This is a genomic window from Streptomyces sp. SS8 (assembly GCF_054072955.1).
The window spans coordinates 185,119-206,393 of record NZ_JBSVCZ010000009.1 but is presented as its reverse complement, the minus strand read 5'-3'; the positions used below and the strand labels follow the sequence as shown (position 1 = coordinate 206,393).

At 75.4% G+C, this 21,275-nt stretch carries 18 protein-coding genes; 5 read left to right on the top strand and 13 right to left on the bottom strand.

Annotated features, from left to right (window positions below):
* Nucleotides 1-206: 206 nt before the first annotated feature.
* Nucleotides 207-1,556 (bottom strand): class II 3-deoxy-7-phosphoheptulonate synthase, encoded by a 1,350-nt coding sequence (locus ACW69E_RS11905; protein WP_457498140.1) that lies wholly within the window; start codon nucleotides 1,554-1,556, stop codon nucleotides 207-209.
* A 381-nt stretch (nucleotides 1,557-1,937) separates the two neighbouring features.
* Between ACW69E_RS11905 and ACW69E_RS11900 the strand changes: the two genes are divergently transcribed.
* Nucleotides 1,938-3,845: an anthranilate synthase family protein gene (locus ACW69E_RS11900; RefSeq protein WP_457498154.1), complete on the top strand. Its 1,908-nt coding sequence runs from the start codon at nucleotides 1,938-1,940 to the stop codon at nucleotides 3,843-3,845.
* 98 nt (nucleotides 3,846-3,943) lie between these two features.
* Here the strand turns inward: ACW69E_RS11900 and ACW69E_RS11895 are convergent, their stop codons facing one another.
* The 4 genes from ACW69E_RS11895 to ACW69E_RS11880 form a co-directional block, all read right to left on the bottom strand.
* The gene (locus ACW69E_RS11895; protein WP_457498139.1) at nucleotides 3,944-4,981 is read right to left on the bottom strand and encodes a 6-phosphofructokinase; all 1,038 of its coding nucleotides are present in this window, start codon (nucleotides 4,979-4,981) and stop codon (nucleotides 3,944-3,946) included.
* A gap of 201 nt (nucleotides 4,982-5,182) precedes the next feature.
* Nucleotides 5,183-5,896 carry a response regulator gene (locus ACW69E_RS11890; RefSeq protein ID WP_457498138.1) on the bottom strand — a complete coding sequence of 238 codons (714 nt, stop codon included), beginning with the start codon at nucleotides 5,894-5,896 and terminating at the stop codon, nucleotides 5,183-5,185.
* A complete protein-coding gene (gene macS, locus ACW69E_RS11885) occupies nucleotides 5,893-7,113 on the bottom strand; it encodes a MacS family sensor histidine kinase (RefSeq protein ID WP_457498153.1) in 1,221 nt (406 codons plus the stop codon). The genes ACW69E_RS11890 and macS overlap by 4 nt, the downstream gene beginning before the upstream one ends.
* Nucleotides 7,114-7,144: 31 nt before the next feature.
* A complete protein-coding gene (locus ACW69E_RS11880; protein WP_457498137.1) occupies nucleotides 7,145-7,963 on the bottom strand; it encodes a lysophospholipid acyltransferase family protein in 819 nt (272 codons plus the stop codon).
* Nucleotides 7,964-8,156: 193 nt separating this feature from the next.
* Here ACW69E_RS11880 and ACW69E_RS11875 point away from each other — a divergent pair, with 193 nt between their 5' ends.
* Nucleotides 8,157-8,927, top strand: a complete 771-nt coding sequence (locus ACW69E_RS11875; RefSeq protein ID WP_457498136.1) for an alpha/beta hydrolase — start codon at nucleotides 8,157-8,159, stop codon at nucleotides 8,925-8,927.
* Nucleotides 8,914-9,483 carry a hypothetical protein gene (locus ACW69E_RS11870; RefSeq protein WP_457498135.1) on the top strand — a complete coding sequence of 190 codons (570 nt, stop codon included), beginning with the start codon at nucleotides 8,914-8,916 and terminating at the stop codon, nucleotides 9,481-9,483. The genes ACW69E_RS11875 and ACW69E_RS11870 overlap by 14 nt, the downstream gene beginning before the upstream one ends.
* Nucleotides 9,484-9,542: 59 nt before the next feature.
* Here ACW69E_RS11870 and ACW69E_RS11865 read toward each other — a convergent pair whose 3' ends face one another.
* The 6 genes from ACW69E_RS11865 to ACW69E_RS11840 all read right to left on the bottom strand — a co-directional run bounded on the left by ACW69E_RS11865 (nucleotide 9,543) and on the right by ACW69E_RS11840 (nucleotide 14,924).
* On the bottom strand, nucleotides 9,543-10,235 hold the full coding sequence (locus tag ACW69E_RS11865; protein ID WP_457498134.1) for an endonuclease/exonuclease/phosphatase family protein: 693 nt from the start codon (nucleotides 10,233-10,235) through the stop codon (nucleotides 9,543-9,545).
* Between the two features lie 166 nt (nucleotides 10,236-10,401).
* Complete coding sequence (locus tag ACW69E_RS11860; protein ID WP_237880830.1) at nucleotides 10,402-11,343, bottom strand: ROK family glucokinase; 942 nt, start codon at nucleotides 11,341-11,343, stop codon at nucleotides 10,402-10,404.
* Between the two features lie 216 nt (nucleotides 11,344-11,559).
* Nucleotides 11,560-12,096: a DUF5304 family protein gene (locus ACW69E_RS11855; protein WP_457498133.1), complete on the bottom strand. Its 537-nt coding sequence runs from the start codon at nucleotides 12,094-12,096 to the stop codon at nucleotides 11,560-11,562.
* A gap of 197 nt (nucleotides 12,097-12,293) precedes the next feature.
* Complete coding sequence (locus tag ACW69E_RS11850; protein ID WP_457498152.1) at nucleotides 12,294-13,535, bottom strand: ArsA family ATPase; 1,242 nt, start codon at nucleotides 13,533-13,535, stop codon at nucleotides 12,294-12,296.
* Nucleotides 13,536-13,564: 29 nt separating this feature from the next.
* Entirely contained in the window at nucleotides 13,565-14,014 is a 450-nt protein-coding gene (locus tag ACW69E_RS11845) for an SRPBCC family protein (protein ID WP_279948159.1), read from the bottom strand.
* 148 nt (nucleotides 14,015-14,162) lie between these two features.
* Nucleotides 14,163-14,924 (bottom strand): metallophosphoesterase family protein, encoded by a 762-nt coding sequence (locus tag ACW69E_RS11840; protein ID WP_457498132.1) that lies wholly within the window; start codon nucleotides 14,922-14,924, stop codon nucleotides 14,163-14,165.
* Between the two features lie 282 nt (nucleotides 14,925-15,206).
* Between ACW69E_RS11840 and ACW69E_RS11835 the strand changes: the two genes are divergently transcribed.
* Entirely contained in the window at nucleotides 15,207-17,000 is a 1,794-nt protein-coding gene (locus tag ACW69E_RS11835) for an AMP-dependent synthetase/ligase (protein ID WP_457498131.1), read from the top strand.
* A 409-nt stretch (nucleotides 17,001-17,409) separates the two neighbouring features.
* On the opposite strand, the gene ACW69E_RS11830 is transcribed toward ACW69E_RS11835, so the two are convergent.
* Nucleotides 17,410-18,567: a glycosyltransferase family 4 protein gene (locus ACW69E_RS11830; protein ID WP_457498130.1), complete on the bottom strand. Its 1,158-nt coding sequence runs from the start codon at nucleotides 18,565-18,567 to the stop codon at nucleotides 17,410-17,412.
* Nucleotides 18,568-18,627: 60 nt separating this feature from the next.
* On the opposite strand from ACW69E_RS11830, the gene ACW69E_RS11825 reads away from it, so the two are divergent.
* The gene (locus ACW69E_RS11825; RefSeq protein ID WP_457498129.1) at nucleotides 18,628-19,911 is read left to right on the top strand and encodes a glycosyltransferase 87 family protein; all 1,284 of its coding nucleotides are present in this window, start codon (nucleotides 18,628-18,630) and stop codon (nucleotides 19,909-19,911) included.
* Between the two features lie 37 nt (nucleotides 19,912-19,948).
* On the opposite strand, the gene ACW69E_RS11820 is transcribed toward ACW69E_RS11825, so the two are convergent.
* Complete coding sequence (locus ACW69E_RS11820) at nucleotides 19,949-21,220, bottom strand: peptidase MA family metallohydrolase (RefSeq protein ID WP_457498128.1); 1,272 nt, start codon at nucleotides 21,218-21,220, stop codon at nucleotides 19,949-19,951.
* Nucleotides 21,221-21,275: the final 55 nt, after the last annotated feature.

Below are 21,275 nucleotides of genomic sequence, written 5' to 3'. Positions count from 1 at the left end.
ACCCCCCGGGGGGTGCTGCGCCCCACCCCCCCCTGCGTGGGGCCCCCCCCCGGGCGCGGCCCCCCCCCCGGCGCGGGGGGGGGGGGGGCGCGGGCGCGGGGCGGGGGCGGGGGGGGGGGGGGCCCGGGGGGGCCCCCCCGCCCCCCCCGGCCGCCGCTGTGTGCCGGTGTGCTCCGGCACCCGGTGGTGCGCCCGGCGCCCGCCGTTCACTGGTCCCGGTACATCTCCGCCACCAGGAAGGCCAGGTCCAGCGACTGGCTGCGGTTCAGCCGCGGATCGCAGGCGGTCTCGTAGCGCTGGTGCAGGTCGTCGACGAAGATCTCGTCGCCGCCGCCCACGCACTCGGTGACGTCGTCGCCGGTCAGCTCCACGTGGATGCCGCCCGGGTGGGTGCCCAGGCCCTTGTGGACCTCGAAGAAGCCCTTGACCTCGTCCAGCACGTCGTCGAAGCGCCGCGTCTTGTGCCCGCTGGCGGCCTCGAAGGTGTTGCCGTGCATCGGGTCGCACACCCACACCGGCTGCGCGCCGGAGGCCGTGACCTTCTCCACCAGGGTGGGGAGCCGGTCGCGGATCTTGTCGGCCCCCATCCGGGTGATGAAGGTCAGCCGGCCCGGCTCGCGGTCCGGGTCCAGCCGGTCGATCAGCGTCAGGGCGTCCTCGGGCGTGGTGGTGGGGCCGAGCTTGACCCCGATCGGGTTGCGGATGCGGGAGGCGAACTCGATGTGCGCGCCGTCCAGCTGGCGGGTCCGCTCGCCGATCCAGACCATGTGGCCGGAGACGTCGTACAGGTTCCCCGTGCGGGAGTCCACCCGGGTCAGCGCCGACTCGTAGTCGAGGACCAGCGCCTCGTGCGAGGCGTAGAACTCCACCGTCTTGAACTCCTCCGGGTCCACCCCGCAGGCGTTCATGAAGTTCAGCGCCCGGTCGATCTCCCGGGCCAGCGCCTCGTAGCGCTGGCCGGAGGGGGAGTTCTTCACGAAGTCCTGGTTCCAGGCGTGCACCTGGCGCAGGTCGGCGTAACCGCCGGTGGTGAAGGCGCGCACCAGGTTCAGCGTCGCCGAGGACGCGTGGTACATCCGCTTGAGCCGCTGCGGGTCCGGGGTGCGGGCCTCGGGGGTGAACTCGAAGCCGTTGACGGAGTCGCCCCGGTAGGAGGGCAGGGTCACCCCGTCGCGGGTCTCGGTCGGCTTCGAGCGCGGCTTGCTGTACTGCCCGGCGATCCGGCCCACCTTCACCACCGGCACGGACCCGGCGTAGGTGAGTACGGCCCCCATCTGGAGCAGCGTCTTGAGCTTGTTCCTGATCTGCTCGGCGGAGACGGCGTCGAAGGCCTCGGCGCAGTCGCCTCCCTGGAGCAGGAACGCCTCGCCCTTGGCCACGGAGGCCAGGCGGGCGCGCAGCTGGTCGCACTCGCCGGCGAAGACGAGCGGCGGATAGGACTCGAGCTCGGCGATCACATCGCGCAGAGCCTCGGAGTCCGGCCATTCGGGCTGCTGCGCCGCGGGTAGGTCTCGCCAGGTGCGGGCACCGGCGTCGGGTTTGGCGTTCACGGTCACGCGTCCAGGTTACGGGGTGGGGTCGGCCGCTCAGCCCGCCTGACCGATGGGTGAGACGGAACCTGCGGGGGCGGGCGGGGCGGGGGTAGGGTGCGGGGCATGCACGCGCAGACGACGGTGCCGGCCGCGACGGCCGCAGCCTGGTGGTGGCCCGCCTCCCCGGCGGCCCACCGACGCGTGCACTGATCCGTACGACGCGAAGGCCGCCCGAGGGGCGGCCTTCCGCGTCCGCGCCGGCGGCCGGCGCGCGGGCCGTTCCCTCCCCCGACAGGAAGGAACGAACCCGCTGTGAGAGACCGCGCGAACACCCCCGGAGCCCCTGGAGCCCCCGGCTCCGCCGACGCCCCCGGCACCCCCGGCACCGTCACCGCGAGCGCCCTGGTGGAGCGCCTGCTGGCCGGCGACTGCCCGCCCTTCGCCCTGCTGCTGCGCCGCACCCCCGGCCGGGACGGGCGCACCGTCGAGGTGCTGATCGGGCCGGTCCGCGAGGCGGAGCGGCTGGCCGACATCCCCGCCGACGGGCCGGCCGCCCTCGTCCTGGTGCCGTTCCGGCAGATCCGCGAACGCGGCTTCGAGGCGGCCGACGACGGCACTCCGCTGTCCGTGCTCGTGCCCGACGAGATCCACCGGGTGCCCCTGGACGCGCTGGAGGCCGCCCTGCCCGGTCACGCGGTCCGCGTCACCGGTGGGGGCTTCGACGTGAGCGACGGCGCGTACGAGGAGATCGTGCGCCGGGTGGTCGAGGACGAGATCGGTACCGGCGAGGGCGCCAACTTCGTCGTCCGCCGCACCTACCGGGGCGTGATCGAGGGCTACGGCAGGGCCGACGCGCTGGCGCTGTTCCGGCGGCTGCTGGCCGGGGAGCGCGGTGCGTACTGGACGTACGCCGTGCACACCGGCGAGCGCACCCTGGTGGGGGCCAGCCCCGAGGCCCACGTGCGGATGAGCGGCGGGACGGTGGTGATGAACCCGATCAGCGGCACCTACCGCTATCCGGCCGGCGGCCCGTCCGCGGAGGGCCTGCTGGAGTTCCTCGGCGACCGCAAGGAGACCGAGGAGCTGTCGATGGTGGTCGACGAGGAGCTGAAGATGATGTGCGCCGTCGGCGACATGGGCGGGGTGGTGGTCGGGCCTCGGTTGCGGGAGATGGCCCATCTGGCGCACACCGAGTACGAGCTGCGCGGCCGCAGCACCTGGGACGTCCGCGAGGTGCTGCGCGAGACGATGTTCGCCGCGACCGTCACCGGCAGCCCGGTGGAGAACGCCTGCCGGGTGATCCGGCGCCACGAGGAGGGCGGGCGCGGCTACTACGCGGGCGCGCTGGCGCTGATCGGCCGGGACGGCGGCGGTGCGCAGACGCTGGACTCCCCCATCCTCATCCGCACCGCCGACATCGACGCGGCCACCGGCGAGGTGCGGGTCCCGGTGGGAGCCACGCTGGTACGCGCCTCGGACCCGGCGGGCGAGGTCGCCGAGACCCACGCCAAGGCCGCCGGGGTGCTGGCCGCGCTGGGGGTGCGGACCGGCCCGGGCTCTCCGGCGGTAACGGCGGGTTTGGCCGCTCCGGCGGGTCCGGCTGCGGGACCGCGCCTGGCGGACGACCCGCGGGTGCGGGCCGCGCTCGACGCGCGGCGCGCGGACCTGGCCCCGTTCTGGCTGCGGATGCGCACGCCCGCGCCCGGCGCCGCCCCCGGCGCGGTGCGCCGCCGGGCGCTGGTGGTGGACGGCGAGGACTCCTTCACCGCGATGCTGGCCCATCTGCTGCGCTCCACCGGCCTGGAGGTGGTGGTGCGGCGGTACGACGAGCCCGGGCTGCGCGAGGCCGTGCTCGCCCACCGGGGCCCGGTGGTGCTCGGCCCCGGCCCCGGCGATCCGCGCGACGCCGCCGACCCGAAGATGCGGGTGCTGCGCCCGCTCGCCGCCGAGCTGCTGCGCGGCCACCGGCACGGTCTGCTGGGGGTCTGCCTGGGGCACGAGCTGATCGCCGCCGCGCTGGGCCTGGAACTGGTGCGCAAGGACGAGCCGTACCAGGGCGCGCAGGAGCGGATCGACCTGTTCGGCACGGAGCGGACCGTCGGCTTCTACAACTCCTACACCGCCCGCTGCGACGCGGCGCGGGAGCGGGAGCTGGCCGCGGACGGGGTGGAGCTCAGCCGCGACCCGGCCCGCGGGGACGTCCACGCGCTGCGCGGGCCGCACTTCGCCGGGGTGCAGTTCCACCCCGAGTCGGTGCTGACGCTGGAGGGGGCCCGGATCACGGCCGATCTGCTGGCCGCCGTGCTGGTCTGAGGGCCTGCCGGCCCGGCGCGGTCCGGCCCGGCGCGGTGGATCCGCCGGGCCGGGGGTCAGCCGGACCGGGGGTCAGCCGGACCGGGCCGGACCGGGAGTCAGCCGAAGAAGACCCCGGCCTCCTCGTACAGCGACAAATCGACCGTCTTCAGCGAGGAGGTCGCCTCCGCCAGCCGTACGCGGGTGACCCGGGTGCCCTGCAGCGCCGTCATCGAGCCCCAGTCGCCCTGGTGCACCGCGTCGACGGCGTGCAGGCCGAAGCGGGTGGCCAGCCAGCGGTCGAACGGGCTGGGGGCGCCGCCGCGCTGGATGTAGCCGAGCACGGTGGTGCGGGACTCCTTGCCGGTGCGCCGCTCGATCTCCCTGCCCAGCCACTCGCCCACCCCGGAGAGCCGGGCGCGGGGATCCGCGCCCGGCAGCGGCGTGGTGCCGCGGCGCAGGGTGATCTCGCCCGACTCCGGCAGGGCGCTGTCGGCGATGACGACGATCGGGGCGTAGGTGGCCCGGAAGCGGGACTCGACCCACTCGCACACCTGCCCCACGTCGAAGGGCTGCTCGGGGATGAGGATGCAGTTGGCCCCGCCCGCCAGGCCGGAGTGGAGGGCGATCCATCCGGCGCTGCGCCCCATCACCTCCACCACCAGCACCCGCTTGTGGGACTCTGCGGTGGTGTGCAGCCGGTCGATGGCCTGGGTGGCGACGCCGACGGCGGTGTCGAAGCCGACGGTGTAGTCGGTCAGCGGGATGTCGTTGTCGATGGTCTTGGGCACGCCCACCAGGGGGACGCCGTGGTCCTCGGCGAACCGGGCCGCGACGCCGAGCGTGGCGGTCCCGCCGACCACGATCAGGGCGTCCAGCCGGTGCCGGGCGAGGGTGCCCAGCACCCGGTCGGCCCCGTCGTCCTGTTCCAGGGGGTTGGTGCGCGAGGAACCGAGGATGGTGCCGCCGCGCGGCAGGGTGCCGCGCACGGCCCGGATGTCGAGCGGCACGGTCTCGTCCCGCAGCACACCGCGCCAGCCGTCGCGGAATCCGGTGAACTCGTCGCCGTACTCCTGCACCCCCTTGCGGACGATCGCGCGCAGCACCGCGTTGAGTCCGGGGCAGTCGCTGCCGCCGGTCAGCACTCCGACCCGCATGAGTCTCCCTTCACCGCCTGCTCCTCCGGTTTCCGGTCTCCCGCGGCGGGTTCCCCCGATCCGGCGGAACCACCGGCCGGCCGCCCCGGCCACGTTAGCGGCGGTACGGACGGCCGGTGCGGCGGAACGCCGGAGGGAACGGCGGACGGCCGACGGCGGGCGGCTGACAGCAGGCCGCGGGCGTGGCGGGTGCGGCGGCGGTCAGGCGTCGTCCAGGCCGCGCTCGATCGCGTAGCGCACCAGCTCCACCCGGTTGTGGAGCTGGAGCTTGCCCAGGGTGTTCTGCACATGGTTCTGCACGGTGCGGTGCGAGATGACCAGCCGCTCGGCGATCTGCTTGTACGACAGCCCCTTGGCGACCAGCCGCAGCACCTCGGTCTCCCGTTCGGTCAGCCGGGGCGCGCCGGGCTCGTCGCGTCCGCGCGGCGCGGGGTCGCCGGCCAGCCGCCGGTACTCGCCGAGCACCAGTCCGGCCAGCCCCGGTGTGAACACCGGGTCCCCCTCCGCCGTGCGGCGTACGGCCTCCAGCAGCTCCCGGGTGCTCGCCGACTTCACCAGATAGCCCGTCGCCCCGGACTTCACCGCCTCCAGCACGTCCGCGTGCTCGCCGCTGGCGGAGAGCACCAGCACCCGGGGGCCGGTGGGCTCGCCCCCGGGTCCCGGGCCGACGAGTTGCCGGCACACCTCGACACCCGGCAGTCCGGGCAGGTTGAGGTCGAGGACGAGGACGTCCGGCTCGGCGGCCCGCGCCCGGCGTACCGCCTGGGGGCCGTCCCCGGCCGTGGCCACCACGTCGAAGCCCGCCTCGGCCAGGTCCCGGGCGACCGCGTCCCGCCACATCGGGTGGTCGTCGACGACCATCACCCGTACGGCCCCCTCGCCGCGCCCGCCGTTCCCATCGGTCGTACTCGTCATCGCTTGGGCACCCTCAACTCGACTTCCGTCCCCTGTCCCGGCACCGACAGCAGCTCGGCGCTGCCGCCCAGGTCCCGCAGCCGGCCGCGGATGGACAGCGCCACGCCCATGCGGCCCTCGGCCTCCGCGTCCTCCAGCCGTCCGGGCGGGATGCCGGGCCCGTCGTCCCGCACGGTCACCACCACGGCGTCCGGCTCGTCCTCCAGCAGGATCCACGCCCGCGCCTCCTCGCCCGACGGTCCTCGTGCGTGTGTGCGCACATTGTCCAGGGCGGCGCCGACCGCCGCGGCCAGTTCCCGGGCGGCCGCCGCGGGCAGCCGCACCGGGGCGCCGGGCTCGGCGAAGGAGACCCTGTTCCCGGCGTACGCGGACAGCAGGGCGCGCACATCGCTCTCCCCGCCCGCGTCCCCGGCCGCCGCGCCCCCGCCCTGCGGCGGCACGGCGGCCGGGGACGCGGCGGAGCCCGGGGCGAAGGCCCCGGCGCGGGGCGCGGAGGGCTCGGGCGCCACACCGCTGGAGACCAGCGCGCGCAGCGCCGCCTCCTGCTCCCCCGCCAGCCGCCCCAGTTCGGCCGCCTCGCCGCCGACGGCGGTGCCGCGGCGCTGCACCATGGCCAGCACCTGGAGCACGCTGTCGTGGATGTCCCGGGCCAGGCGCTCCCGCTCGCGGGTGGCGGCCTCGATCCGCAGCGCGCGCGCCAGGGTGCGCTCGCTGGCGCGGGCCACCTCGACGACGTATCCGATGGCGATGCTCGCGATGCACACCAGCAGCACGTTGTGCACGGTGTCCTGCGCGAAGCCGCCCGCCGCGGCCACGTTGGCGGCGCCGACCAGCAGTGAGGCCGCCGCGGCCCGGCGCCAGCCGCTCTTGACCGCGAAGCCGAGCACCGCGCCCGCCGTCCATATCGACGGCAGGGTGGGGCCGCCGGCTTCGATGCGCGCCTGGGTGTCCACCACCGGCGTCAGCAGGATGCCGGCGAGCGCGACGGCCAGCTCCACCGCCAGGAAGGGCGGGGTGCAGCGCTCGGCCGAGGAGACCCGGCGGACGGTCGCCAGCGTCCACACCGCCAGGACGGCGAGGTAGGCGCCCGCGCCCAGCGGATGGACGTACTCGCCGTACGCGTGGGCGTACAGCGCCAGCGCGTATCCCATGGTGAGCACCCGGTAGGCCGTCAGCGCCCTCCACAGCGGCTGCTCGACGGACATCCCCGCGGCCATCGCCACGCCCCCGTACCTCCCCCGGCGGCTCCTAGGCCGCTCTGTCGTCGCCCCCGCCGCCACCGGCGGCCTTCCCGGGCCCCCCGGTTCCCCCGGGCTCCCCGTCCTCCCGGGCGCCGCCGCCCCCGCGCGTCCTCCCGTCCCGGTGCCGCGCGGCGCGCTCGGCCTTCTCCGCCTTCTCCCGCTCGGCGATCTGCCGCTTGGCGGCCGTGGCGTACATGTCGACGTACTCCTGGCCGGACAGCTTCATGATCTCGTACATGACCTCGTCGGTGATCGACCGCAGGACGAAGCGGTCGCCGTCCATGCCCTGGTAGCGGCTGAAGTCCAGGGGCCTGCCGATCCGGATGCCGGGCCGCATCAGCTTCGGGACTACCTTGCCCGGCGGCTGGATCTTCTCGGTGTCGATCATCGCGACGGGGATGACGGGCGCGCCGGTGGCCAGCGCCACCCGGGCCAGTCCGCCCGGCTTGCCGCGGTAGAGGCGGCCGTCCGGGGAGCGGGTGCCCTCGGGGTAGATGCCGAACAGCTCACCGCGCTCCAGCACCTGGATGCCGCTGCGGATCGCGGCCTCGCCCGCGCCCCGTCCGCCCGAGCGGTCCACCGGGAGCTGGCCGATGCCCTTGAAGAACGCCGCCGTCAGCCGGCCCTTGACGCCCGGGGTGGTGAAGTACTCCGCCTTGGCGATGAAGGTGACCTTGCGGTCCAGGACGGCGGGCAGGAAGAAGGAGTCGGAGAACGACAGGTGGTTGCTCGCGAGGATGGCCGGCCCCTCGGCCGGGATGTTCTCCAGCCCCTCCACCCAGGGACGGAACGCGAGCCTGAGCCCGTTCCCGAGGGAGAGCTTCATGACGCCGTACAACAACCGAGGAACCTCCTGTGTCTGCCGGTAAGACCATATCCCGCCGGGACCGCATCCCCTTCCCGCTTCCGCTCCCGCGCGGGCCGTCCGGCCTACCCGGTCACCGCGCGCACGCGTAGGGTGGCAGCACCCCGCCCGTGCCGGGCGCCCCACCGAGTCGACCACCGAACGGAGATCCACGGTGCCCCTGCTCCCCGGTGCCGAACCGCTGCGCCACGACGGCGGCGATGTCGGCGTCCTGCTGTGCCACGGTTTCACCGGCTGCCCGCAGTCGATGCGCCCCTGGGCCCGCCATCTGGCCGACAGGGGCCTGACCGTCTCGCTGCCGCTGCTGCCCGGCCACGGCACGCGCTGGCAGGACCTGGCGGTCACCGGCTGGCAGGACTGGTACGCGACCGTCGAACTCGAACTGCGCCGGCTGCGCGAGCGCTGCGATCAGGTCTTCGTCTGCGGCCTGTCGATGGGCGGGGCACTCGCGCTGCGGCTGGCCGCCCTGCACGGCGACGCGGTCAGCGGGGTCGTGGCGGTCAACCCGGCGGCCACCCTCCCGCGGATCCAGGGGTACGCGCTGCCGGTCCTGCGCCATCTGATCCCCTCCACCCGGGGCGTCACCGGCGACATCGCCAGGGAGGGCGCGGTGGAGGTGGGCTACGACCGGGTGCCGCTGCACGCCGCCCACTCCCTGTACGACCTGCTGCGGACGGTGCGCGGGGAGCTGCCCCGGGTCACCCGGCCGCTGCTGCTCCTGCACAGCCGCGTGGACCACGTCGTCTCCCCCTCGGACTCGGCGCTGATCCTGGAGCGGGTCTCCTCGCGCGACGTCACCGAGACGGTGCTGGAGCGGAGCCTGCACGTGGCCACGCTGGACCACGACGCGGAGCGGATCTTCGCGGACTCCTACGGATTCATCACCCGCCTCACAGCGAGGAAGACGGCACGTGACGGAGCGTGAGCAGGGCCGCGGCGAGGGCCCGGAGCCCCTGGACGAGGAGGCCGCCTGGGCCCAGATCGTGGCCGCCTACGGGGAGGAGCCCGCGAGCTCCCCGCAGGAGGAGCGGCGCGGCGGCCGGTCCGGCGGAAGCGACGAGGAGGGCGGGGCCGAAGGACCCGGCGGGGACGGCGAGGGGCACGGCGAGCGCTCCGGACCGGAGACCGGCGACCCCCCGGTGCGAGGCTTCACCGTGTACGCGGCCGGTTCCGGACCGCGCGACTGGAGTCCGGCCGAGCCGTCCGACGGCGATCTCGGCGAGGACGACGAGGGCCACTTCGTGCCGCCCGAGCCCCCGCCGCTGCCCAAGGGGGACCCCGCGAGCCGTTTCGCCTGGCTTGCGGTCCTGGGCGGCCCGCTGCTGCTGATGCTGACCATCCTGTTCCAGCAGCCGGTGACGTGGTGGATCGCCACCCTGGGCATCGGCGGGTTCCTGGGCGGTTTCGCGGCGCTGGTGATGCGGATGCGCGACGACGAGGACGACGACTTCGGGGATCCGGGGCGCGGCGCCGTGGTCTGACGGGCCGGCCGGACCGGTGGGGAGGGCCCGGCCCGTACGGGAAGGCCCGGGGATCCGGGCTACGCGGCGGGTACGCGCAGGGCGGCCAGGACCGGCAGGTGGTCGGTGGCCGCCCTCAGGTCCGCGTCGGCGACGCCCGGCAGGCCGGCCGGCACACCGCAGCCCAGCACCTCCACCGCCCCGGTGGCCAGCACCGCGTCGATGCGCTTGCGGGGCTCGGCCGCGGTCGAGGTGAGTTCGCCGCCCCACGCCCTGGTGGCCCAGCCGTCCTGGAGCGCGGCGGCAAGACGGCGGAAGGCCCGGCCGTCCGGCTCGTCGTTGAGGTCGCCGGCCACCACCCCGGCCTCCACTCCCATGTCCGCCAGGCGGTCCAGGACCATCCCGGCCTGGGCGTACCGCTCCCTCTCGGCCAGGCTGAGGTGGCAGCAGACCACCGCCAGCCGGGCCGCGGGACCGAAACGCAGCACCGCCGTGGCCAGGCCGCGGCGGTGCAGGCCGGGGGTGCGCGGCAGCAGTACGTCCTCGCTGCGCTCCACGTGGGCGCGGAGCGAGGACAGGATCATCGGTCCGGTGGCGGTCGCCCCGCCCGTGACGTGGACCAGGCCCGTCTCCCGGGCGAGGCGGGCCGCGTACTTGCGCCAGCGGAAGAAGCGGGGCGCCTCCTGGACGCAGAGGACGTCGGGCGCGCAGGCCCGGACGACCCGGGCCAGCGCCTGCGTGTCGTCGCGCATGGAGCGGATGTTGTAGCTCATCAGCCGGACGACGGCCGAGCCGTCGGGTCCGGTGCGGGACGCGGGCAGCTCCCCGGGCGCCGCGCACCCGGGCCCGGAGCCGGCTCCGGGCCCGGATTCGGGCCCGGTTCCGTTCCCGGGGAGGTCTCCGTTCCCGGCGGCCTGGCTCACCCGCGCCCCCGCGCCGTCAGCCCTGGCGGGCCAGGTCGGCCGCGCCCACCAGGCCGGCCCTGCCGCCGAGCTGGGCGGCGAGCACCTGGGCGTGCGGGCGCCACTGGCTGCCCACCAGCCAGCGGCGGAAGGACTTGCGGATCGGTTCGAGGACGAGGTCGCCCTCGTCCGAGACCCCGCCGCCGACGATGAACGCGGCGGGGTCGAAGAGGGAGGCCAGGTCGGCCAGTCCCGCTCCGGCCCAGCGGGCCAGCTCGCGGAAGGAGTCGACGGCCACCGGGCAGCCCTGCCGGGCGGCCTGGCTGATGTGCCGGCCCTCGATGCCCTCCGGGGTCCCGTCGCCCAGGGCGAGCAGGATCTTCGCGTTCTCGGGGGTGGCGTTGGCGCGCTGGCGGGCGTACCGGACCAGGGCGCGGCCCGAGGCGTACTGCTCCCAGCAGCCCTGGCTGCCGCAGCCGCACAGCAGGCCGTCGGGGACGACCCGGACGTGGCCGAACTCCGCCGCGACGCCGAACCGTCCGCGGTGGAGCTTCCCGCCGATGATGATGCCGCCGCCCAGCCCGGTGCCGAGCGTGATGCACACGACGTCGTCGTGGCCCTGCCCAGCACCGAAGCGGTACTCGCCCCAGGCCGCGGCGTTGGCGTCGTTCTCGACGACGACCGGGAGGCCGACGCGCTGCTCGACCTTGTCCTTGAGCGGCTCGTTGCGCCACTTGATGTTGGGTGCGAACAGGACGGTGGCCCGCTTGTCGTCGACGTAGCCGGCGGCGCCGATGCCGACCGCCTCGACCTCGTGCCCGGTGCTGACGGTGCGGACCGCCTCCGCGATGGCGTCGATGACGCCCTCGGCGGTGGGCGGGGTGGGCACCGTGCTGGTCTCGAGGATCGCGCCCTCCTCGTCGACCACGCCGGCCGCGATCTTCGTACCGCCGATGTCGACGCCGATGGTGAGTCCCATGTGTCCCTCAGTTACTCGGTCGATCCCCGCTGTGCACAACCGTACCGGAGGGCGGAGGCTTGAACGGACCGACTGCGAAACCCAACCCGGTCCGTACAAGGCGTGAACACTGCCCGAACGGTGTCCGGGCACTGTCCGGAGGGCGCCCGGAGGGGCAGCGGTCGGATTCCGGACGGGTTCGGCCGGAATCCGGACGGGGCGGGAGCGCGGCGGAGGTCAGTCGAGATCGATCCGCTGGGATCCGGCGGGACCCTCACCCTCGCCGCCCCGGCTCCTGTCGTCCTCGCTCTTCCCGCTCCGGCTCCTGTCGTCCTCCTCCTCCCGGGCCGTGCCGCCGTCCTCCGCCGCGCCGCCGCCCGCTCCCGCACGGGTCCAGCGCCCCTCCTGGTCCGCCACCGCGGCGCGGTAGGCGGCCAGCAGTTCGCCGCCTGCGGCGGCGAGGTGGTCGAAGACCTGCGGGTTGCGTTCGACGACGGGCTCCACCGCCGCTCTGGCGCGGTCGGCGAACTGGGCGAACTGCCGCACCGCACCCCGGGCGGCGGGGCCGGCCAGCGGCCCGCCGAGCTCGGCGAGCTTCCCCGTGACCGCCTCGGCCAGCTTGAGCAGTTCCTCGGCGGCGCTCCCCGGCGGGGTCCCGTACCGCTCGCGGCGGCGCTCGCGCTCGGCGGCGAGGTCCTCCTCGCAGGCGGTGGCCCAGGCGTCGGAATCGGCGCCGGGGTCTGCGTGGGAGGGGCGCTCGGTGGCATCGCTCATGGCGGGCTCCTGGGGCGGTGGCTGCGACGGGGGCCGCGGCGGTCCGCGGCGTGCGGCGGAGGACCGTCCGGCGGACGGGCCCCCTCCTCCTCGACGTTACCCGAACGCCCCGGCGGCGCCCGGGGCGTCGGGCTTCCCGGTCCCGCCTCTGTCCCGCTCGGTCCTGCCCCGCTCTGTCCTGCCCTGCCCTGGCCCGCTCAGTCCCGCGCGGGCCACAGCCCGGGCTCGGGCTCGAAGCGCACCGTCAGCTCGCCGTCGGCCAGCCGGGCTCCGGCCACCGCGCAGCGGCGCAGCGCGGCGGGCAGCGGCAGCGCCCTGCGGAACGGCCCGGTGGTGACGACGACCTCGTCGCCGCGGCGCACCAGGGAGAGCGTCTCGCGGACGGCGCCGGGCAGCGGCAGCCGCCACAGCAGGACGCCCTCGTCCACCAGCCGGTCCTCCACCGTCCACGGCCCCTCGGCCCGGTCCCCGCCCGGGGCGGGGGCGGGCGGCGGTATCCGCTCCGCCAGTTCGCCGAGGTCGGCCGCGCCCTGGGGCTCCCGGCCCAGGTGCGGCAGCTCGCACACGTCCGCCGAGCCGTCCGGACAGTCGCCCAGCAGCTCCTTGAGCGCCTTCTGCTGGCGGGACGCCAGGCCCGCCAGCCAGGGATCGGGCGAGGCGGTGGGCAGCAGCCGGTTGGCGACCACGGCGTCCAGCGCCAGGCCGTGCAGCGCGAGTCCGGCCCGGGCGGCGCGCAGGGCGCGGACGGCGGCGGGACCGGGCTCGACGACCAGCCGTACGGTCGTCCCCGGCGACTCGACCACCGCCTGCACCGCGGCGAGTTCGCGGTCCAGCCGGCCGGCGGCCTCGTAGAGCGATCGGGCGGGCATCGGCACCCCGGCGAGCTGGGCCAGCACCGGCCGCAGCGCGCGGGCGGCCTGCCGCTCGGGCGGCAGCAGCCGCCGCAGCCAGCGCCGGGTGTGCTCGGGCAGCGCCAGGGTGCGCAGGGCCCGCCCGACCGGCGGCATGTCGGCCACGACCACGTCGTACGGGCCGCCCCCGGCCGGGTCGTGCGCGGCGCGCAGGGCGCGCAGCAGGGCGAAGGCGTCGGCCCCGGGCGGCTCGGCCAGCTCGTCGTCGTCCAGCGGTTCGGCGCCCAGCAGGTCCAGCGCGGAGCGGGCGCGCTCCTGGAGGGCGACGGCGCGGGCCCGGAAGTCGGCGCCGGAGTCGAGGCGGGACAGGACCAGGCCGGGCGCGACCTCGCGGGGGGCTCCCTCCCCGTCCGTACGGTCCGCGTCCGTACGGTCCGCCCCGCCCGCGCCGTCCGCGCCGAACAGCGCCTCCAGCAGGGCCGGGTCCTCGGCGCTGAGCAGCAGTGCGCGGCGGCCGCTTCGGGCCGCCGCCAGCGCGGTGGCGGCGGCGACGGTGGTACGGCCGCTGCCCCCGCCGCCGGTGACCAGGACCGTGCGCGTCCGGACGCCCTCCGCGCTCAGGACTTGGCTCCGCTCTCGACGCGCTTCTTCAGCCCGTCCAGAGCGCGGTCGATGATGACCTTCTCGGCCTTGCGCTTGATCATGCCGAGCATGGGGATCTTCACGTCCACGGTGAGCTGGTAGGTCACCTCGGTGCGGCTGCCGCCGTCCAGGGCCCGCAGCCGGTACACGCCGTCCAGGGTGCGCAGCATCTGCGACCTCACCAGGGACCAGCGGACCTCCTCGGGACCGGCCCACTCGTAGGCGAGGGTGTGCTCGTCCCGGATGGCCCCGGCGTCGAGCAGCAGCCGCACCTGCTCGGCCCGGCCGCGGTCGTCGGTGGAGAGCACCTCGGCCTCCTTGACCTCGCCGGTCCACTCCGGGTAGCGCTCGAAGTCGGCGATCACCTCCATCACCTCGGCCGGTGCCGCCTCGACGATGATGCTCGACCTGGTGTGCTCGGCCATCCCTGTGGCTCCTCCGCGTTGCTGCGCCCGGCTCGTGGTCCGCCGCCGTCTGCGGGGGAAGGCTACCGCGCGCGGACGCGGCGTCCCGCCCGCCCCCGCCTCCCCGCGTGCTCCCCCTCCCGCCCGCGTTCCCGTCCGCCCGGCGCCGTCACCACTGCAGGACCCAGGGCCTGCCGGTGGCGTTGAAGTGGCCGACGTTCACGCACTCGGTCCGGCCGATCCGGGTGCGCCGCACCAGGGGCTGGTGGACGTGGCCGAAGAGGGCGTACCGGGGCCGCACCGCGTGAACGGCCTCCAGCAGCGCCTCGCTGCCGCGCTCGAAGCGGCGGGCGACGGTGTCGTAGCACAGCTCGGGCACCAGGGGCGGGATGTGGGAGCACAGCACGTCGACCTCGCCGAGGGCGGCGACCTTGGCCGCGTACGTCTCCTCGTCGACCTCGAAGGGCGTGCGCATCGGGCTGGGCAGCCCGCCGCCGACGAAGCCGAAGCGCAGGCCGCCGATGTCGGCCGTCCGCCCGTCCAGGACGGTGGTGCCCTCACCGGCGTACTCGGGCCACAGCGCGGGGAGGTCCACGTTGCCGTAGGTGGCGTACGTGGGGGTGGGGAAGGCCGCGAACAGCTCGGCGTACTGGCGCCGCACGGCCGCCTCCACCGCCCCGGCCTTGTCCACGTCGGCCCAGAGCCGGGCCGACAGCTCACGGGCCTCGTCGAAGCGGCGCGCGGTGCGCAGCCCGACGTACCGGGTGGTGTTCTCCGCCCCGAAGAGGTCGGGGAAGATGCCGCGGGTGTGGTCGGCGTAGTCGATGAACAGCACGAGGTCGCCCAGGCAGACCAGTGCGTCCGCGCCCTCGCCGGCCGCGGCCAGGTCCCGGCTGTTGCCGTGTACGTCGCTCACCACATGGACTCGCATGAGGCCACCCTAGGACCCGCGCCCCGGCGCGCGGAGGGCCCGCGCGCACCCCCTTGGACCTGCGTCTCCCGCATGGCAGCCGGGTGCGTGGACTACCCTGCTGGTGACAGTCCCGTGGTGTGTGACGCACCGAACATCTCGGCGCCACCCCCTATCCCGAGCCCCGTACCGGTGGGTAACGTCCGTGGCCGTCCACCCCCAGGGCGCTATGTCCTGGGCCAGAGCCGACGGAGGTTCCGTTTCCCGGCGGATCCGCGGCGGCGCCGATGAGGAGCATCAGTTTTGCGCGAGTTCAGCCTTCCGGCCCTGTACGAGGTGCCCGCGGACGGAAATCTGACCGATCTCATCCGCCGCAACGCCGTCCAGCACCCCGACCTCCCGGTCATCGCCCGCAAGGACGCCGAGGGCGGCTGGGAGGACCTGACCGCCCGGGAGTTCCTGGCTGAGGTGCGGGCCGCCGCCAAGGGCCTGATCGCGGCGGGCGTGCGCCCGGGCGACCGGATCGGCCTGATGTCGCGCACCCGCTACGAGTGGACGCTGCTGGACTTCGCCGTCTGGAGCGCCGGCGCGGTGACCGTGCCCATCTACGAGACCAGCTCCCCCGAGCAGATCCAGTGGATCCTGTCCGACTCCGGCGCCGTCGGCTGCGTCGTGGAGAGCGGCGCCCACGCCGCCGCGGTGGAGTCCGTGCGCGACCGGCTGCCCGAGCTGGCGAACCTGTGGACCGTCGACGACGGCGCGGTGCGGAAGCTGGCCGACTCCGGCACGCAGATCACCGACGCGGTCCTGGACGAGCACAGCGGCGCCGCCGACGCCGACGCCCCGGCCACCATCGTCTACACCTCCGGCACCACCGGCCGTCCCAAGGGCTGCGTCCTGTCCCACCGGGCGTTCTTCGCCGACTGCGGCAACGTGGTCGAGCGGCTGGGGCCGCTGTTCGTCCCCGGCCAGGGATCGGTGCTGCTCTTCCTGCCGGTCGCCCACGTCTTCGGCCGCATGGTGCAGATCGCCGCCGTCATGGCGCCGATCCGGCTCGGTCTGAGCCCCGACATCAAGCAGCTCACCGACGACCTCGCCGGCTTCCGTCCGACGCTGATCCTGGGCGTGCCCCGGGTGTTCGAGAAGGTCTACAACTCGGCGCGGGCCAAGGCCCAGGGCGAGGGCAAGGGGAGGATCTTCGACCGGGCCGCCGACACCGCGATCGCCTACAGCCGCGCGCTGGACACCCCCTCCGGCCCCTCGCTGGGCCTGAGGCTGCGGCACAGACTCTTCGACAAGCTGGTCTACGGCAAGCTGCGCGCGGTCCTCGGCGGCCGGGCCACCCACGCCATCTCCGGCGGTGCGGCGCTGGGCGAGCGGCTGGGGCACTTCTACCGCGGCATCGGCTTCACCGTGCTGGAGGGCTACGGCCTGACCGAGTCCTGCGCGCCCACCGCCTTCAACCCCCACGACCGCCCGAAGGTCGGCACGGTCGGGCAGCCGCTGCCGGGCTCGACGGTCCGCATCGGCGACGACGGCGAGGTGCTGCTGCGCGGCGAGCACCTGTTCAGCGGCTACTGGAACAACGAGGCCGCCACCGCCGAGGCGATGGAGGACGGCTGGTTCCACACCGGCGACATCGGCACCCTCGACGAGGACGGCTACCTCACCATCACCGGCCGCAAGAAGGAGATCCTGGTGACGGCGGGCGGCAAGAACGTCGCCCCGGCCGTCATCGAGGACCGCATCAGGGCCCACGCCCTGGTCGCCGAGTGCATGGTGGTCGGCGACGGCCGCCCGTTCGTCGCCGCGCTGATCACGCTGGACGAGGAGTTCCTGCCCCGCTGGGCCGAGGAGCACGGCAAGTCCGGTCTGTCCAGGGAGCGGCTGCTGGAGGATCCCGAGCTGCTGGCCGCCGTCCAGAAGGCGGTGGACGACGGCAACGCGGCCGTCTCCCGTGCGGAGTCGGTGCGCAAGTTCCGCCTCCTGGCCACCCAGTTCACCGAGGACTCGGGCCATCTGACGCCCTCGATGAAGCTCAAGCGCGGTGTGGTCGCCAAGGACTTCGCGCAGGAGATCGAGGCGCTGTACGCGTGAGGCTTCCGCGACGCCGCGCGGCGTCGCGGAAGCGCGGGCGCACCGGGACGCACACGGACCGCCCCGGTCCGGACGGAGGACTTCCGTCCGGACCGGGGCGGTTCGGCGTACGCCCCCTCCCCGGGGCGGGCTCCGGCCGGGTCCGGGAGACGCGCGGCGTCGCGGGCGGTACGGCTAGTGCCGCGTCGGCCAGGGTTCACCCCGCTCGCCGCCTCCCCCGGCCTCCGGCCGGGGGTGCCCCCATGCCGCGTTGGCCGAAAGCCCAGGTAGGACAAGTACATGCGGCTTCCGGCCGTCTTGCGATCGCGTCCCCTCGGCCCTGCGGGCCTGGGGGCCCCAGCACCTGGGGGTGCCCCCGGCCGGAGGCCGGGGGAGCCTCGCTACCGGGCAAACCCTGACTGACGCGGCACTAGAGCAGTGCCCGCAGCCGCTCGGCCAGCAGGTCCCAGCGCCAGCGCTCCTCGACCCACTCGCGGCCGCGCTCGCCCATCCGGCGGCGCAGCGCGGGGTCCTTGAGCAGGTTCACGATGCGGTCGGCCGTCTCCGCGGCCGCCTCGCCGCCGGGTGCGCCGCCGCGCACCACCCAGCCGGTCTCCCCGTCCAGCACGGCGTCGGGAGCGCCGCCGGAGTCGCCGGCGACGACCGGCAGCCCGGTCGCCGACGCCTCCAGGTAGACGATGCCGAGCCCCTCCACGTCGAGTCCGCCGCGGCGGGTGCGGCAGGGCATGGCGAAGACGTCGCCCGCGCCGTAGTGGGCGGGCAACTCCTCCCACGGCACCGCCCCGGTGAAGCGGACCGAGCCGGCCACACCGGTCTCCTGCGCCAGCTTCCGCAGCGCCTGCCCGTACGGCCCGCCGCCGACGATCAGCAGCACCGCGTCGGGCACCTCGGCCAGGATCCGCGGCATGGCGCGGACGAGGGTGTCCTGGCCCTTGCGCGGCACCAGCCGCGAGACGCACACCACGACCGGCCGGCCGGCCAGACCCAGCCGCTCCCGTACGGCGTCGCCGCCGGAGCCGGGGTGGAAGGTCTTCTCGTCGACGCCCGGCGGCAGATGGACCATCCGCGCCGCCGCCTCCCCGGTGAGCGCGGAGGCTATCCGGGAGCGGGTGTACTCGCCGAGGTAGGTGAGGGTGTCGGTGCCCTCGCCAATGCGCCGCAGCAACTGCCGGGCGGCCGGCAGCCCGGCCCAGCCGGCCTCGTGGCCGTGGGTGGTCGCCACCAGCCGCCGCGCCCCCGCCCGGCGCAGCGCGGGGGCCATCAGCCCCAGCGGCGCCGCCGCCCCGAACCACACCGACGTACAGCCGTGTTCGCGCAGGAGCGAGACCGCGCGGCGCGTCACGCGCGGGGTCGGCAGGAGCATGGTCGTGGAGTCGCGCACGACGGTGAAGGGCTGCTCCGCGTCGAAGCGCGCGATGGCCTCGGCGCCCTCCCGGCCGCGCTTCCAGGTCGAGGCGTAGACGACGACCCGCTCCGGGTCCAGCCGCAGCGCCATGCTGTGCAGGAAGGCCTGGATGCCGCCTGGCCGGGGCGGGAAGTCGTTGGTGACGATCAGGGTCTTGTCCATCGCCGCCGACAGTACCCGCTGCCCTCGGGGCGCCGGGGCGGCACCCGGTACGGTCGGTCCATGCGCCTTCTGATCGCGGCCTGGGCCGCCACCCGGACCGTGCTGCTCCTGTGCGTGTTCAAGGTGATAGCGGTGCCTGGGCCGGACGTCACCAGTGACGTCTCGGTGATCTACCAGGGCTGGTACCGGGTGCTGAGCACCGGCGTGTTCCCGCCGGACGACGTCACCTGGCAGTACCCGCCCGCCGCGGCGCTGGCGATCCTCTCCCCCGCGCTGCTGCCCTTCCTGGAGTACCCGTCCGCGTTCTACGTGCTGGCCTGCGCCGCCGACGCCGCCGCGTTCGCGCTGCTGCTGTACGCCTCCCGGCGCGGCGCCGGGCCGGAGCGCGGCCGCGCGGGAGCGTGGGTGTGGGTGGCCGGGGTGCCGCTGCTGGGCCCGACGGTGTACGCCCGCTACGACCTGATGGTCACGGCCGTCGCGGTCGCCGCGCTGCTGGCGCTGTCGCGCAGCCCGCGCACGGCCGGGGCGCTGGCGGCCTTCGGTGCGCTGCTGAAGGTGTGGCCCGCGCTGCTGCTGGTGGGCACGCCGCGCGGGCGCGTCACCCGCGCCGTCTGGGGCGCGGCCGTGGCGGCGGCCCTGGTGCTGACCGCCGCGTTCGCCGCCGCCATGCCCGGCGCGCTGGACTTCCTCACCCACCAGCGCGACCGCGGCACCGAGGTCGAGTCGGTGGGCGCGCTGGTCTTCCATGTGGCGCGGCACTTCGGCTGGGAGGGGCAGGTGCTGCTGAACTACGGCTCGGTGGAGTTCCTGGGCCCGTACGTGGACCTGGTGAGCACCGCGGCGCTGCTGTGCACCGCCGCCGCCTTCGGCTGGATGCTGCGGTGGCGGCTGCGCGCGGTGGAGTGGACGGCCTCCACCGCGGCGGACGCCGCGTTCGCCGCGGTGCTGCTGTTCACCGTCACCAGCCGGGTCATCAGCCCGCAGTACATGGTCTGGCTGGTGGGCCTGGCGGCGGTGTGCGTGACGCTGCGCGCCGGACGTCAGGGGCTGCCCGCCGTGCTGGTGGTCGTGGCGACGGGGGTGACGCTGCTGGAGTTCCCCCTCAACTTCGGCAGCGTGGTGGCGAGCGACGCCCTGGGCATCACACTGCTGGTGGTGCGCAACGGACTGCTGGTCGCCGCCGCGTTGCTGGCCTGCGCCCGGCTGTGGCGCACGACGGTGACCGAGCCCCTGCGCCGTACGGCGGGGGCCCCCGGGGACGGCAGGGGCGGCGGAGGGGACGGGGACGGGCGCGGCGGGGACGCGAAGGCTCCGGAGCCGGAGGGCGGACTGGTCTCCCGGTGAGACGGCCCGTACGGCGCCCGCGGCGCCGCCGCGGGCGCTACCGTCCTCCCAGCTCCCGCCGTACGTACTCGCGCCAGCGCTCGGTGAGCCCGTCCATGCCGGTGCCGAGCACCTCGCGGACCACCGGGTCCATGTCCCCGCCGGACCCGCCCACCGCCAGGTACAGCTCGACCAGCTTCTCCTCGCCCCACCGCTGCGCCACCATCCGGCACAGCAGCCAGCCGCTCTCGTAGGAGCGGGCGAGCCGGTCGGCGTCCCCGGCGAAGGCGAACTCCTCGTCCGTGGGCAGCCGGCGGGGCACCTCGCCGTCGCGGACGGCGTCGGTCAGCAGGGGGGCGATCCGGGCGGGCGACCGGTCCACCCCCCGGTAGGCGGCCCAGTCCGCGAAGCCCTCCGACAGCCACAGCGGGGTGGACCCGGTGGTGTGCTCGCGGGTGGCCACATGGGTGACCTCGTGGGTCATGACGATCCTCCGCCCCTCCTCGCCCAGCAGCCAGTAGGCCTCCGGGTTGACCACGATCCGCTCGGCGGGGGCCGCGCTCCGTCCGCCCGCCTCCCCGGTGGTGACGGCGGCGATGCCGCGGTAGGAGGAGGGCGGGCCGCCCAGGAGGCCGGCCATCCGCTCCAGTGTGGCGGGGGCCTGGACCAGCACCCGGCGCGGCCAGTCGCGCGGCCAGGCCTCGTCCGCGCCGGGGACCGCCCGGTCGGCGTCCTCCGCCAGGGCGCGCAGGTCGAACTCCGGGCGGCCGACCCCCAGTACCAGGCTCCGCTCGCCGCGCACGAGGGTCATCTCGCCCTGTTCCCAGAGCTGCTGGGTGCCGCGACGGCCACCGGACCCGCCGTCGCCGTCGCCGTCGGAGGAGACGTACCAGCGGCCCTCCCGCTCGGTGAGGGTCAGGTACTCCACGTCCCGCACCGGTGCGGGGTCGTAGCCCTCGATCCGGTAGCGCAGTTCGGCCCGGACCGCGATCCGCCGGGGGCCGGCTCCCCCGTCCGCCGGCAGCGGGAAGGCGTCCTCGCCGGTGTCGGTGACTCGGTAGGACCAGTGGTCGATCGGCAGCCGGGCGAGATTGCCGAACACCGTGCGCTGGGCCTTCCGGTAGCCGTCCGCACGGGGGTCGACGGTGGCCAGGTAGGCCTCGCGGTCGCCGGTGAGGACGGCCTCGGCCTGGCGGTCCAGCACCGCCTGGAGCAGTCCACGCTCCGCGGCGCCGTCCCGGTCCCGCTCCACGCAGCCCGGCTGGAACGCCAGCAGCACGGCCACCAGTACGGCCGGTACCGCCGACGCCCTCCGCCACCCGCGTGTCACACCGCCGATCGTACGGCCCCGGCCCGGGGCGCGCGGAGCAGCGGGCCCGGAGACG

Coding starts and splice junctions, on each gene's coding strand:
- ACW69E_RS11895 (WP_457498139.1), bottom strand. CDS start 4,981: ATGCGGGTCGGAGTGCTGACCGGCGGCAGCGACTGCCCCGGACTCAAC.
- ACW69E_RS11890 (WP_457498138.1), bottom strand. CDS start 5,896: ATGACGAGTACGACCGATGGGAACGGCGGGCGCGGCGAGGGGGCCGTA.
- macS (WP_457498153.1), bottom strand. CDS start 7,113: ATGGCCGCGGGGATGTCCGTCGAGCAGCCGCTGTGGAGGGCGCTGACG.
- ACW69E_RS11880 (WP_457498137.1), bottom strand. CDS start 7,963: ATGAAGCTCTCCCTCGGGAACGGGCTCAGGCTCGCGTTCCGTCCCTGG.
- ACW69E_RS11865 (WP_457498134.1), bottom strand. CDS start 10,235: ATGAGCTACAACATCCGCTCCATGCGCGACGACACGCAGGCGCTGGCC.
- ACW69E_RS11860 (WP_237880830.1), bottom strand. CDS start 11,343: ATGGGACTCACCATCGGCGTCGACATCGGCGGTACGAAGATCGCGGCC.
- ACW69E_RS11855 (WP_457498133.1), bottom strand. CDS start 12,096: ATGAGCGATGCCACCGAGCGCCCCTCCCACGCAGACCCCGGCGCCGAT.
- ACW69E_RS11845 (WP_279948159.1), bottom strand. CDS start 14,014: ATGGCCGAGCACACCAGGTCGAGCATCATCGTCGAGGCGGCACCGGCC.
- ACW69E_RS11840 (WP_457498132.1), bottom strand. CDS start 14,924: ATGCGAGTCCATGTGGTGAGCGACGTACACGGCAACAGCCGGGACCTG.
- ACW69E_RS11830 (WP_457498130.1), bottom strand. CDS start 18,567: ATGGACAAGACCCTGATCGTCACCAACGACTTCCCGCCCCGGCCAGGC.
- ACW69E_RS11825 (WP_457498129.1), top strand. CDS start 18,628: ATGCGCCTTCTGATCGCGGCCTGGGCCGCCACCCGGACCGTGCTGCTC.